The following is a 17,015-nucleotide window of genomic DNA, read 5'->3' as shown; positions in this document are numbered from 1 at the left end:
GCTTTCTTCTCCCTCTCCCGCTTGCGGGTAGAGACGAGCAGAGCTCGCTCTGAGAGGGCCGGGGTGGGGGTGCCTCCGCATAACGAGCTCGTCGTGTGGCTACCCCTCTCCCCAACCCTCCCCCGCAAGGGGGGAGGGAGCTCACCGCCCGTGCGGCGATGGCATGCGCGCTTCACGCTTCGGCCCATCGACTCGATCATTGATGCTCGTCCACGACAGGTGCGCCCCCTCTCCCGCTTGCGGGGGAGGGTTGGGGTGGGGGTGCCTCCGCATAACGAGCGTTGAGTTTTGCAGCGGGGAGAAGCTTCCGCTCTTCTCGTCCTACGATTCCCATTCAGCGTGGATCTCTTTCCCTTCGACGAGTCATTATGTGGAGGCACCCCACCCCGACCCTCTCAGAGCGAGCTCTGCTCGTCTCGACCCGCAAGCGGGAGAGGGGGAAGACACACCTCCGCGTTCTCGCGGCTTGTTTCGCCCGAGCTTTGCATTTTGTTCACGCCCATCAATCGAGAGGGCGCAGGGAATGCCGGGTGCTTGCTGCACCCGCGGTCTCGTGTGCAATAAGCGCTAAGAAATGCGCACACGAGCATACAGGTACAGCCGGGGCACGCCGGCATTCCCTGCGCAGTGGTTTTACGGCTTATGCCGTGCTCTCCCTGGAGACGAATTCCTTTTGCCTCCATCGCTTCGCGAATTTGCTGGCGTCGCCGGCCCGGTTGGGCGGCGGTCGCCTCCGCAAAGCTTAACGCCAGCCACGGGCGCCAGGACCACACGGTTTTGCCGTACGCGAATGCGCCGCTCGTCCTGCGCTGATTGATTGCTCACGGTTTTAAAGCCGCCCTGCAATGCCTCGCGCGCGCGATCGCTTCCGCGTCCACCGCTCCCCGCACTCCACGTATCGTGACGACGCGTACGCCCCTCTTCATGAGGCGGGATGCGCGCAAAGGAAGCTGATTTGCCCAGAAAAGGAAGCGATATATTTTTGAAGTGCGATCTGGACGAGCCAAATCACGTTGAAACGGCTGATGAAATTAGTTTTTACGCGCAGCGGGTTTTGCGGCGTTTGGAGACGCGCCAGCGGGCGCGGCGGGTAGTCACCGCTGCTCGCCCCACAAAAGGTGCGTTCCCTCCCCCCTTGCGGGGGAGGGCTAGGGAGAGGGGTGGCGGCATCGGCGGTGCGCGTTGTCTAAACGTAGTCGCGCTGCTCTGGTCGTCCCAAATTTGGTCGGTCCGTGCGCGTGGCTACCCCTCTCCCCAACCCTCCCCCGCAAGGGGGGAGGGAGCCGACCGCCCGTGCAGCGACGGTGTGCGCATGAACTGCGGTCTAGGATTCCGCCACGACCTCTTCCGCGCTCGCATGCGCGGGCGGCACGGGCATGGGGAATTTCTCGTACTGCTTCGGCAGGTTCACCGGCCGGTAGCTCGGCAGCGCGTCCATGCGCAACAGCGCGGACTCGTGGATCACGGCGCCGTCGGGGATCAGCCGCGGCTCGGCGTCGGGGATGTAGTAGCCGAAATGCGTCGTCCGCGCCGGCCATTCCCTGTACTTCGCGCGCTTCGGCAGATATTCGAGCAGCCACCACGCGCCGCGCAGCGATTCGTGCAGCTCGCCGCGCACATCAGGCGCGACATAGGAGAACGGGCTGCCCTTGCGCTGAATGCCCCAGGCGAGCTGGTTGACGGTGGCCTGGTTGACGCGAACCCCGCATTTCGTCGCCTCGTCGATCATCCAGAGCAGCGGATATTTCGAAATCCCGCTTTCCTTTTCCGGATAGCCGCCGCCGATATCGGCATGCACGCCGGCGAACCACACCTGCAGGATATCCTGGGGCTCGGCGTTGATATCGTTGAAGCGGTTGTGCCGGAAGGTCTGCGGATCGTCCCACTTTTTCAGGCGGAACGTGGCGCGGCGCTCGTCGATCGAGATCGCCTGCCGGAACGTCCGCACGCTCGGGTTCGCACTCGTGAACGCCAGCTCCTCCAGGCTCGGCCAGTAGAAGCGATCGGCCCGCGGCACGATCACGCTGGCGACCGTATCCCAGACGCCGACGAAGCGGATCACGGGCCAGCGCGCAGACGTGATGCGCGCGAACTGCGCGGCGTTGTCGAACGCGGTCTGCGGCAGCGGCCCTTGCGCGTCGCCGGCATCGCTGAGCAGCTTCGCCTCGGCGCGCAGCTTCGGCGCCTCGTCGGAGGAGAACTGCTTGTAGGCGATCAGGCCGCTGCCTGCGAGATTAACCTGCTCGGGCGAGATCAATCCGATCTTGTGCACCAGCCCCGCCAGCACCCGCACGGTATAGGCGCCGCGGGAAAAGCCGAACAGGTAGATCTGGTCGCCCTCGCGATAATGGTGGACCAGAAAGCAATAGGCCGCGAGCACGTTGTCATCGAGCCCATAGCCGGTGAGGAGGCCGAGGATGGCGTTGAAATCCTGCTTCAGTCTGTGCCAGGCGTCCGGCCGTTCCAGCGTGCCGACGCCGGGATCGTAAAACACCAGCTGCCGCGGCTCGGTCTTCTCCGTCTTGCGCAGGCAGCGATAGAGCTTGAGCACATTGGAGATGTTCTCGGAAATCTCGTTGCCGGTGCCGTCGCAGCAGATGATGATGTTGCGCATGGGGGACTCGCGGAGGGTGAGGTGATGCTACCTTGGCGAGTATAGCGCGAAAGGCGAAGGTTGATCTGCAGTCCGAAATTCGATCTGAGGCCGGGCCCTTAAACTTGGCCGGGTCTTCGAATTCCCGAGACCTGTGCTTAGGTAATATATAACCTTTTGACATTGTCAGTATTTCTTATACATTTGTCTGACATGGAGAATCGCTATGAGCGACGGTCCTCATCGAAGTTTGCCGATGCGCCGCCATTGGAAAGATACGGCGGAGCGAGCGACGAAGTTGATTTTTTCCGAGCCTGAGGTCTGCGAGGCGCTTACCTTTGCACTGACGCGCGACATCCTCGAGAGCCCGCTCGAAAAGCTGCGCGAAATCCTGGATAGCCGGAGGCCCGATCTGTTCCAGACGCGACAGATAGAACAATTGGAAATGCTACGAAGTGAGTGCCGAGGTTCTGCGGCGGCCAATGTAGCGATCGATTGTGCCGTCGAAGCAGTCCAAAATGGCCTGAGAGGCTCCGCGGCAGTTCAGTCCACGCTTCGAAGTGCTCTCGAAGACATTATGAGAAGCGCGTTTCGCGGGATGAGCGAACACTATCTGCGAGAAGCAACCTCCAAAGAGGGCATGAATCTGAGGACGCGCCTTGCGGCGGTTCGCGGCAAGATCAATTGCGGAGCTATCGCAAACGAAATTCTATCCTGGCAAAAGCCGCCATCGCGCCGTTCACTTCAACTCCCCCGTCACACCGGTCTTGATGAAGGTCCAGAACGGCTATGAACATTCATGCTTACAACGTGCAAGTGCCGGAAAGAGGCTTTGACGTTATCGACTCTGGCCGGAAGCTCCGCAAAGGTCGCGTCCGGTTTGATCTTGACGGCGATCTGGAATTTTCGACCCGGGGGCTAGAGTCCTATACTTTTTCGCGGTGGCGGCCGGTCCTGTATGACGCGATGGTCGTCGCAGCCGCTGTCGAATTTGCAGATAAGACGGTAAAGCGGCCCCCGCGCGGCTGGGCGCGCCGACTCAATTTGCGCATACCTGTGCATGATCCAAGGCGGTGGGCGGCTCCCGCCGTTTCAGATGCCTTACACGATGCTATCGGCTTTCTGACGGGGGACTTCTGGACGATCACTTTCGTAAAGCGACTCATCAAAGCATCGCCGCCCGCCCAGGAACGCCTTGAGCTTGGTGTTCCAACGGAAGCCGTCATTGCTTACAGCGAAGGTATGGACTCACGGGCAGTCGCGGGAATTATGGGGTGCTCTCTCGGCGACAAGCTGGTTCGAGTTCGTGTCGGGTCGAATGCGGTGGACCATCCGAGCCATTTGGGAGAAAAGGAGCCGTTTGCAACTGTTCCCTACAAAGTCAAAAGCAGCTTATCGAATCGGGAAACGAGCGCTCGGAGTCGCGGGTTCAAATTTACCCTCATTAGCGGTCTTGCCGCATATCTCGCGGAGGCCAACAAAGTGTTCATTCCGGAGAGTGGTCAGGGATCGCTTGGACCGGCCTTGGTTACGGTAAGTCATGCTTACCCCGACTACAGAAACCACCCTCTCTTCACGAGGCGCATGGAGCGCTTCATGACGGCATTGCTGAGAACTCCGCTGAGATACGAATTTCCGAGGATTTGGAATACTAAAGGTGAAACTCTCAGGGAGTTTGTAGACAGCGGCATTGGTGATGCCTGGGCGTCAACGCGATCATGCTGGCGTAACAGTCAATGGGCTTCGTTAGAAGGCAAGCGTCGCCAATGCGGCGCTTGCGCGGCCTGCATGTTGCGGCGCCTTAGCGTGCACGCGGCAGGGCTTACCGAAGACCCAGAAATCTACATCTGTAAGGATATGAATGCCCCGTCCGTTAGAGAAGCGGTCGATCCCCGATTCAAACATTGTAATGCGGCATTTGAGCAATATGCACTTGGTGGTGTCTTGCATCTTGATGACCTTGCTGCGATGGCCGGGAGCGATGAACAAGCCGCTGTCCGCCGTCATGCTGTCTTGTTAGCGCCGGCTATGAATCTCAATGCCGATATAGTGGAGAGGAATGTTAGTTTGCTTCTCACTCGTCATGCTGTCGAATGGAAGAGCTACCTCAAAAGCCTCGGCCCCAACTCCTTTGTCAAGAAGTGGACTCAGAACTAATCAATGATTGAGAATGCGGGAAGACTCTCTGATGCTGAGATTGGCGAGCGGCTTCGCCTAGCGAGAGAGGTTGCGAAACTCAAGCAGGAGGATGCGGCGGCGATTATCAATGCTGCAAGAACGACCATCGTTGCGATCGAGCAAGGAAAACGTCGTGTTCGTATTGATGAACTGCAAAAGCTCGCATCCGCCTATCGTACCTCTGCTAATACGATCCTTAGACGGGAAGCGATTCATCTGGATATGGTGCCGAGATTCCGGAAGCTGCCCCAAAGCGAAGATAAGGCTATCGAAAGCGCGACCCGCCTTCTGAACGACTTAGTCCGCGCCGAGATAGAACTCGAAAATGCTCTTGGGGCAAATCGCTCGCGCAATTATCCACCTGAACGGCCGATCCTCCCAGGCAACGTGAGAGAACAAGCCGAGCAGGATGCTCAGGAATTGCGTGATTGGCTCGGCCTCGGCCCGGGACCTGTAGTAGATATTGTCTCTATCCTCGACGTGCAACTCGGTATCCGGGTGTACGTCCGGCGTCTCGATGCCAAGGTCGCAGGGTTGTACGCATACGATGAAGTGGCCGGCGCATGCATTCTTCTTAATCAGAGTCATCCACCCGAGCGGCTGACCTATACTGGTGCTCACGAAGGAGGACATTTCGTCTCGACGCGAAAGGAGTCTGAAATATTAACCGAGGACGAAACGCCTAAGTCGCGAGGAGAACGATATGCAGATGCGTTCGCGCGCTGCTTTCTGATGCCCGCTCGGGCCGTTAGGCAGCAGTTTGCTCAGATCACTGCTGGGCAATCATATCTCACGCGAAGGCACATTATTTTACTTGCGTATGCATTTCGCGTTTCTCGGGAATCCATCGTTCGCCGTCTTGAAGAGCTTTCACTTGCGAAGGTAGGCACCTGGGACTGGTTTACGTCCAATGGAGGTATCACCGACGAACAGGCCAGGCAGGTTCTCGGAGAGTCTTCGACCGGTTCTCGCGATCATGTTCAGGCGTACGGACACGTTCCTCCGCGCCTAGCATTGCTCGTGCGAGAAGCCTGGAAACGAGATTTATACAGTGAGGGTCAGCTAGCTCGGCTCCTTCGACTAAGCCGTCACGAGGTCAGAGAAGTTCTTGACGGCGCTGAAACGGAGGAAAGCGAAGCTAATGAGCTCGTCAAGCTCGCGACTTAGTTCGCGTGTTCCGTTTATTGCCGATGCAAGCGTCATCATTAATCTGATCGCAACGGGCCGCCCTCGTGAAATCATTGAGGCTCTTGGGCATCCTTTTTTGGTGACCGAGAACGCCTGCGTCGAACTTGAGGAAGGTGCACGCAAGGGCCACGACGATCACGCAGAACTAATGAAATTGATCAGCGCCGGTGTGGTAACCATGGTTACGTTGGGTGACACGGCTTTGGTCGCATATGAACAGCTAATCGACGGTTCGTATGTGCGCACCCTCGACGACGGTGAAGCTGCCACGATCGCTCATGCGCAGGCTATTTCAGCCGTTCCTCTCCTTGATGAGAGAAAGGCAAGGAGCATTTGCGCCGCATCATTCTCTAATCTTAGTATGTTATGCTCAGCGGAATTGCTTATGGATTCGGCGCTGGCCGCAAAGTTTGGTGCTCTAGGCCAAGTTGATTTGATCGTGAACGCGCTTAAGATGGGACGGATGCGCGTCCCCTCGGAGCATGTTGCCAAAATTAGAAACATGATTGGCGAGAACGTCGCAGCTCAGTGCCCGAGCCTGCCAAAGCCCCGACTCAGGCGTTAACCTAGAATGCGTTGTTTTGCCTGACTGGAATAGAGATCCAGTGTTACGATTCGTAAAGTCCAACCTCGTGATTGCGCATGGTATGCGCCGGTTAGGTGCTTTCGTCTGATATTTGAGAATTCTCGACGACACCTACCGGACGCGCAAATGGCGGTACTCCATCGGCCTCGAATTCTTCCATCGAAACGCGGCGCCGCTCCTCGGCCATAATCAGCATCTTCTGCGCGGCGTCCATTTTTTCGGGTGGCAGCTCTCCGAAGAGGATCTCGCCGTAATTCTCAATCAAATGGCTTTCGACGCCAACAAAGGAAAAGTCATTGCGCCAGCCACGCTCCAGCATCAACGCAAGAAGCTTGGCGCAATTTCTTGGAATGTTCTTTCCTTTTAGGGATTGGCCGTAGAGCCATAGAGCCACGTCAGCCATTTGGATCCCGACGCTACTATCATCTGGCTTCATGACAAAGCGGCTGCCAGGGGCCCACTGTAGACTGTAACGCTCTCCAGCCCATTCAATGACCTCAGAAGACGCATTTGAAAAGACCTTGTGCCAAGACTCATATATCCGTTCAAACTCGCTCTGCTCGTCATGCGTTATGCAAGCGATTTTCTTTTTCGAGAGCTGAGAGACGTGCTGAAGACCTTGAAGTAGATTTGAAAATGCAACCAAATTCGGGAAGTGCCCCTTCTTTGCAATTTGTTGTTCGGTAGCGAACTGAACGCATTCGGGATGCTTGATAATCCAATCAAGTCCGCCGCCCAGCACTTCACGAGATTTTTGATCGGGCAAGGTCTCCAATCTCGACTTAAGGGCCTCGCAAATCGGCGGCAAGGCATTGCGCGCATCGTTCTCACGCGCCATGAGCAGCGCTTTCCAGAAGTCTCGCGCAATACTGTCGTCGATGATATGGCTTAGCTTAAATGCAAGTATGATTCTAAGCGGCTTGAAATTATAGTGATGCCAAGCAACTGCGGCGTTCTCTCCAGAGTCGAAGAGAACGTCGAACATCTTGGTCGCCAAAAGATATTTCTTTTCAACTCGTGAGACGAAGAACTGCGTGTTAGCATTGGAGAGCAGTTTGTAGAGATCGGCGGCAATCGTCTCAAGCTTGCCCAAGCCAAGTTCGTTTGCATGGATCGCGGTAACGCCAACTTTCCCTGCGATTTTTTGAATGTGGTCTGTGTACCGGATGTCGAAATCGCCTTTGGCGATCAGCGCTCCTGCAAAATAGTCAGGCTGGGACGGATCAAAGATGTTCTTGCCGGTGTTTCCGGACTCGTCAACGTACGCGTAGATTGGGATTTTTGACTCGCCCATGGCTCCTCCAAGTAACAACCGCCAGTCAACTACTCCTGACTTCGTCATGTATAATCCGCAACCTGAGGTCAAGGTCGAAAATCGGACGTTACATTCGCGCACCGATGCTCGTGCGGTGCCATGAGGCCGGATGCAAATATGCAGATCTACAGTGCTGTCTGGATCGCGGTCGAAAACAAAAACGGCCGGGTCTTCCGACCCGGCCGCTTCAAACTCCGATCCGCCGATTTAAACTTCGCTCAGCTCGCCTTCTTCACAGGCGCGGGCTTGCCGACCTTCTTCTCGATCGCGCGCTTCAGATCGAGGGCGCGGGGGGAGAGGATGTCGGCCTTGGCCTTCAACAAATACTTATCGAGGCCGCCATTGTGGTCGACGCTCTTGAGCGCATTGGTCGAGACGCGCAGGCGCACGTTGCGGGCGAGGGCGTCCGAGATGAAGGTGACGTTGACCAGGTTCGGCAGGAAGCGCCGCTTGGTCTTGATGTTCGAGTGGCTCACCTTGTGGCCCACCTGGGGGCCCTTGGCCGTCAGTTCGCAGCGCCGGGACATTTCGAAAAATCCTCTTCCATCCCCGCCATAGCCGAGCCGCTTCTCGCAGGCGCCCGCGGGGGTCCAAAATCGCGTCCATTTCCAGGAACCGCGGACGTATAGGGGGAGACGGCCACGGGGTCAAGGTTCTTGGGGGCTTTGGAAGCCCCGTGCCGGGGTTCCAAGCCTCTGATTTTGTTGACGCGTTTTCTTCACGCGAACCGGAAGTCCACTTCGCTTGAAAACGCTATGTCCGCCCCGCGAAATCGGGCCCCTTTCTAAGGGGTTCCAGCCACTTAGGCCATCATATAAAGGGCGCAATCCGCGCCGACATCATGGCTTTCGCTTGAGAAAAGACTTTGGCTTCCCGCGAGCCGCGGGCGGCGATGAAAGGTCCCTAGGAAGCGTGGTTTTCGCGAAAACACGCGTTGTTTGCCGGATATTTTTGCCTAAATGAACATCAGCTCGCGCCGATCCCGGGATTTCTCATTCGTGACTGCCAGATGCGCCGTTTCGCGCCAAACCCTCTCCGCAAGGCTTGGCCTCGTCATCGGCTTGTGCGCCGCCGCGTGGGCAGCGCTCGCGCCGCAGGCCGCTTCCGCGCAGGGGCGGCTGGATGCGCAGTATGAGGCGACGCTGGCGGGCATCCCCGTCGGCAAAGGAAGCTGGACCATCGAAATCGGCGACGACGTGTTCTCGGCCTCCGCGCAAGGCGGCACGGCCGGGCTGTTGAAGGCGTTTTCCGGCGGCACCGGCTCCGGCGCCAGCCAGGGCCGCGTCATCAACGGCGCGCTGGTGGCGAACGCCTATACCGCGACCACCACCACGCAGAAGAAATCCGAGACCATCCGCCTCGTGCTGGCCAACGGCAACGTGAAGGATTTTTCGATCGACCCGGCGCCGCCGGTCGATCCCGACCGGATCGTCGTCACCGAGGCGCACCGCAAAAGCGTGCTCGATCCCATGACCGGCTCGATGCTGCGCGTGCCCGGCAATGGCGAGGTGCTGGCGCCGGATTCCTGCCGCACGGGGGCCGGGATCTTTGACGGCCGGCTGCGCTACGATCTCAAGCTCGACTACAAGCGCATGGAAACCGTGAAGGCCGAAAAGGGCTATCACGGGCCGGCGCTGGTCTGCGCGATCTATTTCAACCCGGTTGCAGGCTACATCCCCGATCGCCCCGTGATCAAATATCTCGCCGCCGAGCGAAAGATGGAGATCACCTTCGTGCCGATCGCCGGCACGCGCGTCCTGGTTCCGTTCCGTATGACGATCCCGACGCCGTTTGGCCTGGCGATGCTGGAAGCGACGTCGTTCGTGACGTCAGCGATGCCGCCACGGGTGGCGAAGACGAATTGAGTTTGAAGTCACCTCGCCCCGCTCTTCGCGGGGAGAGGTCGGATTGCGCAGCAATCCGGGTGAGGGGCTGTTTCCACAGCGGGACTCGCGGAGACAGCCCCTCACCCCGACCCTCTCCCCGCGAAGAGCGGGGCGAGGGAGCGGAGAGAGCCGGCCGAGGGTTGCGATGATTAAGTGAGGGACGAAGACTCTATCGCTCCCTCCTCCCTTGCGGGGGAGGGTCGGGGAGAGGGGTAAGCCACGAGCACCGCCGTTGCCGCCAACCCTCTCCCTAGCCCTAAGAGCGAGCTTCGCTCGTCTCGACCCCGCAAGGGGGGAGGGAACATAGCTTTGTTTGTGGTGGCACCGGTGCCAGTAAAGCGACATGAGTGGCAGCATGAATCATGTTGACTCTTCCCCGGTTCTGATTCGACTCCGCTGCCTCGTTCTTTTTAAGAAATTAGTCCCGAAACCGTCGCTTGTGGAGCCGCTGTAAACTTGATCTAGTGCCGCCGGGTGCGCTTCAGCGCGAGATGTTGCGGTGAACGTATCGGGTCTCGGGAGGAGTCAGCGATTCGGACGCGATTCGTTCCAGACTCGTTCCAGAGCTTAAGCCGCGACCGCATCACCGTCGCAAAGTGAAACAGAATCGGCGCAGCTGGTGCCAAACGAAAGAGAAACTCCGCGTTTTTCCATCATTGCGAGGAGCGAAGCGACGAAGCAATCCATACCTCCACACGTGGCGCTATGGATTGCTTCGCGGAGTTCATCATCGGGCGGCGCTTTTGCGCCGACCCGTTGGCTCGCAATGACGGGGTGAGCGCTCGCACTTAAATAAGAAACACCTGCACAGAATGGCTTTCTCTCCTTCTACGTTCACAACCGAACGCGCGCGCGGCGCGGGCGTTACTGCCGTGCTCGGGCCGACCAACACCGGCAAGACGCATCTGGCCATCGAGCGGATGCTGGGGCACTCGTCCGGCGTGATCGGCCTGCCGCTGCGGCTCCTGGCGCGCGAGGTCTACAACAAGATCGCGGCGCGCGCCGGCAGCGAAGCGGTCGCGCTCGTCACCGGCGAAGAGAAGATCAAGCCGAAGAATCCGCGCTACTGGGTTTCCACCGTCGAAGCGATGCCGCGCGACCTCGACGTCTCGTTTCTCGCCGTCGACGAAATCCAGATCGCGGCCGATCTGGAGCGCGGGCATGTCTTCACCGATCGCATCCTGCACCGCCGCGGCCGCGACGAGACGCTGCTGCTTGGCGCCGCCACCATGCGCCCGATCATCGAGCGGCTGCTGCCGGGCGCGTCCATCGTCACGCGTCCCCGGCTGTCGCAGCTCGAATTCGCCGGCGACCGCAAGATCACGCGCCAGCCGCGGCGCACCGCAATCGTCGCGTTCTCGGCCGATGAAGTCTATGCGATCGCCGAATTGATCCGCAGGCAGCATGGCGGCGCGGCGGTCGTGCTCGGCTCGCTCTCGCCACGCACGCGCAATGCGCAAGTCGCGATGTTCCAGAACGGCGACGTCGACTATCTCGTCGCCACCGATGCGGTCGGCATGGGGCTGAACCTCGACGTCGATCACGTCGCCTTTGCCTCCGATCGCAAATATGACGGCTATCAGTTCCGCAGGCTCAATCCGGCCGAGTTCGCGCAGATCGCGGGCCGCGCCGGGCGCGCGACGCGCAACGGCACCTTCGGCACCACGGGCCGCTGTGCACCGTTCGAGCCGGAACTGGTGAACGCGCTGCAGAACCACACCTTCGATACCGTCAAAATGCTGCAATGGCGCAATTCGAAGCTGGATTTCTCCTCGCTCGGCGCGCTGCAGGTCTCGCTGGCGCTGCCGCCGGGCCACGACGCGCTGACCCGCGCGCCGATTGCCGAAGATTTGCGCGTGCTCGATCATGCGGCGCGCGACGGCGAGGTGAGGGAAATGGCCCACGGCGCATCAGCCGTGGAACGGCTGTGGGACGCCTGCCAGATCCCGGATTACCGCAAGATCGCACCCGCTGCCCACGCCGAACTCGTGACCACGCTTTATGCATTCCTGATGCGAAAGGGTCGGATACCCGACGCATGGTTTGGCGCCCAGGTCGACCAGGCCGACCGCGTTACCGGCGATATCGACACGCTGTCGGGCCGGATCGCGCAAATTCGCACCTGGACCTTCGTCGCCAACCGGCCGGACTGGCTGTCCGACCCCGACCACTGGCAGGGGATCACCCGTGAGGTGGAAAATAAATTATCCGATGCGCTGCATGAACGCCTTACGGAGCGTTTCGTTGACCGGCGGACCAGTGTATTGATGCGCCGCCTGCGGGAGAACTCAGTTTTGAATACGGAAATTGGCAAGACCGGCGAAGTGATTGTGGAAGGCCACGCGATCGGCCGGCTCGATGGATTTACCTTCGCGCCCGATGCGGCGGAAGCCGGCTCGGACGCGAAAGCGCTGCAGGCGGCCGCCCAGCAGGTGCTGGCGAGCGAGATCGACGCGCGCGCCGGCAAACTTAGCGCCGCGCCGGACGATCAGTTCGTGCTGACCTCCGACGGCACCATCCGCTGGACCGGCGATGCGGTGGCAAAGCTCGTCGCCGCCGACGACGCGCTGCATCCGCGCATCCGCATCATTGCCGACGAGCGGCTGTCCGGCGCGTCGCGCGAGGCCGTGCAGGCGCGGCTCGATCTGTGGCTGAAGACGCATATCGAAAAGCTGTTGGGCCCGCTGTTCGGCCTGTCCAAGGCCGAGGACATCACGGGAATCGCGCGCGGCATCGCGTTCCAGCTCGTCGAAGCGCTCGGCGTGCTGGAGCGGAGCAAGATCGCCAGCGAGATGAAGGATCTCGACCAGGCCTCGCGCGCGACGTTGCGCAAATACGGCGTGCGCTTCGGCGCTTATCACATCTATTTCCCGGCGCTGTTAAAACCTGCGGCGCGCGCGCTGGCGTCGCTGCTGTGGGCCGAGAAGCAGGACAATGTCGATATGTCGGCGCTGTCGGGCGCGCAGCATCTGGCGAGCTCGGGGCGCACCTCGTTCCCGGTCGACAAGGCGCTGCCGCGCGATGCCTATCGCGTGCTCGGCTATCGCCAGTGCGGCGAGCGCGCCGTGCGCGTCGACATTCTTGAGCGGCTCGCCGATCTCATCCGTCCCGCGCTGGCCTGGCGCGAGACGTCGCCCGGCGAAAAGCCGGCCGGCGCGTTCGATGGCCGCGGTTTTGTGGTGACGCAGGCGATGACCTCGCTCACGGGATCGGCCGGCGAAGATTTTGCCTCGATCCTGCGCGCGCTCGGCTACCGCATGGATCGCCGCCCGCCGCTGCCACCGAAGCCCGCGCCTGAGGTTGTTGTCGAGACGGTCTCCGCCGAAACACCGCCGGTCGAGGCGAGCGCCGAGGCGACGGCTGATGCGCCCGCGGAAGAAGTCGCGGCCGAAGTCCCGGTGTCGAGCGAACCGGTATCGTCGGCGTCGCTGCTGCCTGAGGTTTCGCTGGCGCCTGCTGCCAGCGAGGAGCCGACTGCTGCGGCTGAAGCTGCGCCCGCCGAGACCACGCCGGCGGAAGCCGCAATTCTGGATGCGCCGCCGGAACAGGAGACGGCGGAAGCGGTCAGCGCCGCGGAAGCTGCGGCCGAGCCTGCCACCGCGAGCGAGGCGCCCAGCGAATCCGAAGCGCCTGCTAAAGCCGCTCAAGCCAGCGCTGAAACTGAAGCCAAGCCTGAAACTGAAGCCAAGCCGGAGGAGAAATCCGAGACACCGGCCGAGCCGCAACTCGTCGAAGTCTGGCGGCCCGGCGGCCGTTCCGACGAGCGCCGTCCGCATCACGACCGCAGCCGCCAGCGCCATCACCGCGCGGGCGAAGGAGCGCAAGCGGCAAGCGGCGAAGCTGGTGAGGGCGCCCAGCGCGAGCAGCGTCATCGCCGCGGCCGACGCCATGGCGAGTTCAGAAAGCCGCGCGAGGGCGCACCGGCCGATGCTACGGCAGCGCCGGCCGCGGAAGGCGCGCCTGCGGCAGAAGCGCGTCCGGATCGTCCGCCGCGCGAGCGTTTCGAGGGCAAGGGCCGCGACCGCGAGGAGCGCCGCGACAAATTCGATCGCAACAAGGGCGAGCGCAAGGGTGGTCGCGACAAGGGCGAGCGCGGCGGCCGTGATTTCGGCGGACGCGACAAGGGCGGTCGCGACAAGCGCGAGAGCGGCCCCTCGCACCGTCAATGGGCGACGAGCGCGAGCCCACGCGAGCGCGACCGGCCGGTCGATCCGAATTCACCGTTCGCAAAGCTGGCGGCGCTGAAAGAGCAACTCGCCGGCAACCGCAAGGAATAGTCGAGCAAATATTTGGAGCGGCAGCGTCTCGACAAATGGCTGTGGCACGCGCGGGTGGTGAAGGCCCGCACCTCGGCTGCCGCCCTCGTCGAGGCCGGCCACGTCCGCATCAACGGCGTGCGTGAAATGGCGCCGGGACATTCGGTGAAGGTCGGCGACGTCTTGACGATCGGGCTCGATCGCACCGTGCGCATCCTGAAAGTGGTGGGATTTTCCGAGCGGCGCGGCGACGCTGCGGCGGCGCGCGTGCTCTATGTCGATTTGCAGATCGGCAAACAATAACTATCTGCGCAGAGCACGCAGGGACGCCTGAAAAACGGCCGCTACAGGCCCGCTGCTTCCCTTGCGGCAGCGCACTGCATGCGCTACGCAAACCCCGGAAAACTGGTCCGTTTCGGAGCGTTGGATGACTTACGTCGTCACTGAAGCCTGCATCAAGTGCAAATATACCGACTGCGTTGAGGTCTGCCCCGTCGACTGCTTCTACGAGGGCGAGAACATGCTGGTCATCCATCCGGACGAATGCATCGACTGTGGCGTCTGCGAACCCGAGTGTCCCGCCGACGCCATCAAACCCGACACCGAGCCGGGCCTCGAGAAGTGGCTCGAGGTCAATACCGAGTACGCCAAGAGTTGGCCCAACATCACCCAGAAGAAGGAAGCGCCGCCGGACGCGAAAGAATTCGAAGGTGTCGAGGGCAAGTTCGAGAAATATTTTTCCAAGGAACCCGGTGCCGGCGATTAAGCCTGTGGATAAGCTAAGGGCTCGTTGAGCCTTTTCGGCCCCAATCTGAACCGAACGCGGTTGCCGGATTTAACCCTGTTAGCGTACTTATGGCGGAAACCGCCCCGTAAGGGCCCGGAACCCGGTGTAAATCATTGATTTTTGCGGAAAATGTGCTATATTGGGCACATTACAAGCCGATCCCCGGCCATGCGTAACCTGTGGCCCCGGTGGGTTTCCGTAAAAACATCGAACAGGGGCGTGGCAGTTCCGCGCGCAGGCTGTGTCACAGAAAACGCGTAAAAAGAGTGCTTCCAAGACGACGAAAAAAGCCGCTCCGGCCAGCCGCAGCGCAACCAAAGGCCGTGCCAAGGCGCCCATGAAGGACGCCAAGAAGGTTTCGGCCACAAAGTCCTCAAAGAACAAAAGAAGCGCAATGCCAGAAAAGACTGCCAAGACCGCCGCGAAAGCGACGGGTGTGAAGAATTCTGCCCCGAAAGTTGCTGCCAAGCATCCCGTCAAGACCCCCGTGAAGGCTGCGCCGGCGAAAGCTGCCGCGCCGAAGGCCCCTGCCAAGCCGGTCGCCGCCGCGCCGCGCGTCGAGGAGCCGAAGAAGGTTGTGACCCAGCGTCAGGGCTTCAAGGCCAATGAATTCGTGGTCTATCCGGCTCACGGCGTCGGCCAGATCCTGGCCATCGAGGAGCAGGAGATCGCGGGCGCCAAGCTTGAGCTGTTCGTGATCAATTTCATGAAGGACAAGATGACGCTCCGCGTGCCGACCGCCAAGGTCGCCAATGTCGGCATGCGCAAGCTGTCCGAGCCGGCGCTGGTCAAGAAGGCCCTCGAAACCCTGAAAGGCCGTGCGCGCGTCAAGCGCACGATGTGGTCGCGCCGGGCGCAGGAATACGAAGCCAAAATCAATTCGGGCGACATCGTCGCGATCGCCGAAGTGGTCCGCGACCTCTATCGCTCGGAATCGCAGCCCGAGCAGTCCTACTCTGAACGCCAGCTCTATGAAGCGGCGCTCGATCGGCTGTCGCGCGAAATCGCGGTCGTGCAGCATTCGACCGAGACCGAAGCGGTCAAGGAAATCGAGAGCCAGCTCGCCAAGAGCCCGCGCCGCGGCGCCAAGGCGGAAGCCACCGAGGCTGACACTGAGGCCGACGAGGCCGATGTCGATGCCGATGGCGACGACGCTGCCGTGGCGGATGAAGCTGCCTGAAAGAATCCCGAGGATTGAAACGAAAAGCCCGGTCGAAAGACCGGGCTTTTTGTTTTGCGAACGCTCGCAACGCGTTGTCGTTTCCCTTCTCCCCTTGTGGGAGAAGGTGGCGCGAAGCGCCGGATGAGGGGTTCTCTCCGCGGAGACAGACCCCTCATCCGTCTCGCTGCCGCATCGCGCCCATAGCCGATGCGAGGCATCGGCGTTCTCTAAGAGACGGCGGCCATAGGCCGCCTACGCCACCTTCTCCCACACGGAGAGAAGGGACGTCCGCGGCTGACGAGAGAAGCTCAGCGGCAGGATTGGACAGCATTTGCAGCCACTTACGCGGAAAGTGGCCCAATTTTCGACTTTTTGTGACCAGAATCGGGGAAGAACCTCCCACCCGCGTCCAGATCTACCGCAAGGGGGATTCGATGAAAGGGCAGGTTCAGTCAGTCTTTCTCGCCGTTGTCGTAGCCGTGCTGCTTCCGGTCAGCGCGCCGGCCGCACAGGTCAGGGACTGCAGTGCGGCGGTACCGTCAAATCAGCAGGGGCATTGGTCGTGGCGCCTGATCGACGGGCGCAAATGCTGGTACGCCGGCAAGACCATGATTTCAAAATCATTGCTGAAATGGCCTGCCACGGCACCAGCGCAAATGTCCGACGCGGCACCGATCGCCGTCGCCGCGGAGAAACGTAGCGAGCCGATGGATGCGCAGGCGCGGATGCTGGATGACGATGATAGCTTCGAGTCGCGCTGGCGTGCGCGTGCAATTCCGGAGTAGAGCTAGACCGCGAACTTCTCGGTGAAGCGCAGCTCTCTCCGCGTCATTGCGAGAAGCTCGCGACAAAATTGCGGAGCAATTTTGCGCTGAAGCGACGAAGCAATCCACCTATCCCCCCGCGTTGAGGCGTGGATTGCTTCGCGGAGCCTGTCATCGGGTGCGCATTCGCGCGACCCGTTGGCTCGCAATGATGGGGTGGACGGCCCCCGAACGGCATCGATGTGCCAGACTGGCGATGCTGAGTCGAACCAGACAAGGGGACCGTCCATGACGAAGATT

Annotated in this window: 14 protein-coding genes; 10 read left to right on the top strand and 4 right to left on the bottom strand. The window is 60.7% G+C overall.

The features are described from left to right. Positions 1–1,324: 1,324 nt before the first annotated feature. Positions 1,325–2,614, bottom strand: a complete 1,290-nt coding sequence (locus tag IVA95_RS22090) for a DUF2235 domain-containing protein (protein WP_247512397.1) — start codon at positions 2,612–2,614, stop codon at positions 1,325–1,327. A gap of 205 nt (positions 2,615–2,819) precedes the next feature. Here IVA95_RS22090 and IVA95_RS22085 point away from each other — a divergent pair, with 205 nt between their 5' ends. From IVA95_RS22085 to IVA95_RS22070, 4 genes are read left to right on the top strand one after another with little or no spacing between them, the layout of a single operon-like run. After that, positions 2,820–3,386, top strand: coding sequence for a hypothetical protein (locus IVA95_RS22085; RefSeq protein WP_247512396.1), 567 nt, complete (start codon positions 2,820–2,822; stop codon positions 3,384–3,386). After that, positions 3,383–4,750 carry a 7-cyano-7-deazaguanine synthase gene (locus IVA95_RS22080; protein WP_247512395.1) on the top strand — a complete coding sequence of 456 codons (1,368 nt, stop codon included), beginning with the start codon at positions 3,383–3,385 and terminating at the stop codon, positions 4,748–4,750. Before IVA95_RS22085 ends, IVA95_RS22080 begins: the two co-directional genes overlap by 4 nt. 3 nt (positions 4,751–4,753) lie before the next feature. Beyond that, a complete protein-coding gene (locus tag IVA95_RS22075) occupies positions 4,754–5,938 on the top strand; it encodes an XRE family transcriptional regulator (RefSeq protein WP_247512394.1) in 1,185 nt (394 codons plus the stop codon). Continuing rightward, positions 5,913–6,524, top strand: coding sequence for a hypothetical protein (locus IVA95_RS22070; RefSeq protein WP_247512393.1), 612 nt, complete (start codon positions 5,913–5,915; stop codon positions 6,522–6,524). The genes IVA95_RS22075 and IVA95_RS22070 overlap by 26 nt, the downstream gene beginning before the upstream one ends. A gap of 91 nt (positions 6,525–6,615) precedes the next feature. On the opposite strand, the gene IVA95_RS22065 is transcribed toward IVA95_RS22070, so the two are convergent. Both IVA95_RS22065 and rpmB read right to left on the bottom strand, forming a co-directional pair. Continuing rightward, the gene (locus IVA95_RS22065; protein WP_247512392.1) at positions 6,616–7,839 is read right to left on the bottom strand and encodes a DUF3800 domain-containing protein; all 1,224 of its coding nucleotides are present in this window, start codon (positions 7,837–7,839) and stop codon (positions 6,616–6,618) included. A 239-nt stretch (positions 7,840–8,078) separates the two neighbouring features. After that, positions 8,079–8,387: a 50S ribosomal protein L28 gene (rpmB, locus tag IVA95_RS22060; RefSeq protein ID WP_247512386.1), complete on the bottom strand. Its 309-nt coding sequence runs from the start codon at positions 8,385–8,387 to the stop codon at positions 8,079–8,081. 528 nt (positions 8,388–8,915) lie between these two features. Here rpmB and IVA95_RS22055 point away from each other — a divergent pair. The 6 genes from IVA95_RS22055 (at position 8,916) to IVA95_RS22030 (ending at position 16,736) form a co-directional block, all read left to right on the top strand. Continuing rightward, positions 8,916–9,725: a DUF3108 domain-containing protein gene (locus IVA95_RS22055; RefSeq protein ID WP_247512482.1), complete on the top strand. Its 810-nt coding sequence runs from the start codon at positions 8,916–8,918 to the stop codon at positions 9,723–9,725. An 833-nt stretch (positions 9,726–10,558) separates the two neighbouring features. Beyond that, a complete protein-coding gene (locus IVA95_RS22050; RefSeq protein ID WP_247512385.1) occupies positions 10,559–14,023 on the top strand; it encodes a helicase-related protein in 3,465 nt (1,154 codons plus the stop codon). A 12-nt stretch (positions 14,024–14,035) separates the two neighbouring features. Next, positions 14,036–14,305, top strand: a complete 270-nt coding sequence (locus IVA95_RS22045) for an RNA-binding S4 domain-containing protein (protein ID WP_213251281.1) — start codon at positions 14,036–14,038, stop codon at positions 14,303–14,305. 124 nt (positions 14,306–14,429) lie between these two features. Then, positions 14,430–14,768, top strand: coding sequence for a ferredoxin FdxA (gene fdxA, locus IVA95_RS22040; protein WP_247512384.1), 339 nt, complete (start codon positions 14,430–14,432; stop codon positions 14,766–14,768). Between the two features lie 415 nt (positions 14,769–15,183). Continuing rightward, a complete protein-coding gene (locus IVA95_RS22035; protein WP_247512383.1) occupies positions 15,184–15,969 on the top strand; it encodes a CarD family transcriptional regulator in 786 nt (261 codons plus the stop codon). A 302-nt stretch (positions 15,970–16,271) separates the two neighbouring features. Beyond that, complete coding sequence (locus IVA95_RS22030) at positions 16,272–16,736, top strand: hypothetical protein (RefSeq protein WP_247512382.1); 465 nt, start codon at positions 16,272–16,274, stop codon at positions 16,734–16,736. A 2-nt stretch (positions 16,737–16,738) separates the two neighbouring features. On the opposite strand, the gene IVA95_RS22025 is transcribed toward IVA95_RS22030, so the two are convergent. Then, positions 16,739–17,015, bottom strand: a 277-nt coding sequence (locus IVA95_RS22025; protein WP_247512380.1) for a hypothetical protein, incomplete at its 5' end; no start/stop codon positions are given.

Source organism: Bradyrhizobium sp. 157 (genome assembly GCF_023073815.1).
Lineage (GTDB): Bacteria > Pseudomonadota > Alphaproteobacteria > Rhizobiales > Xanthobacteraceae > Bradyrhizobium.
The sequence above is the reverse complement of the archived record's forward strand: the minus strand, read 5'-3'. Positions and strand labels throughout refer to the sequence as shown.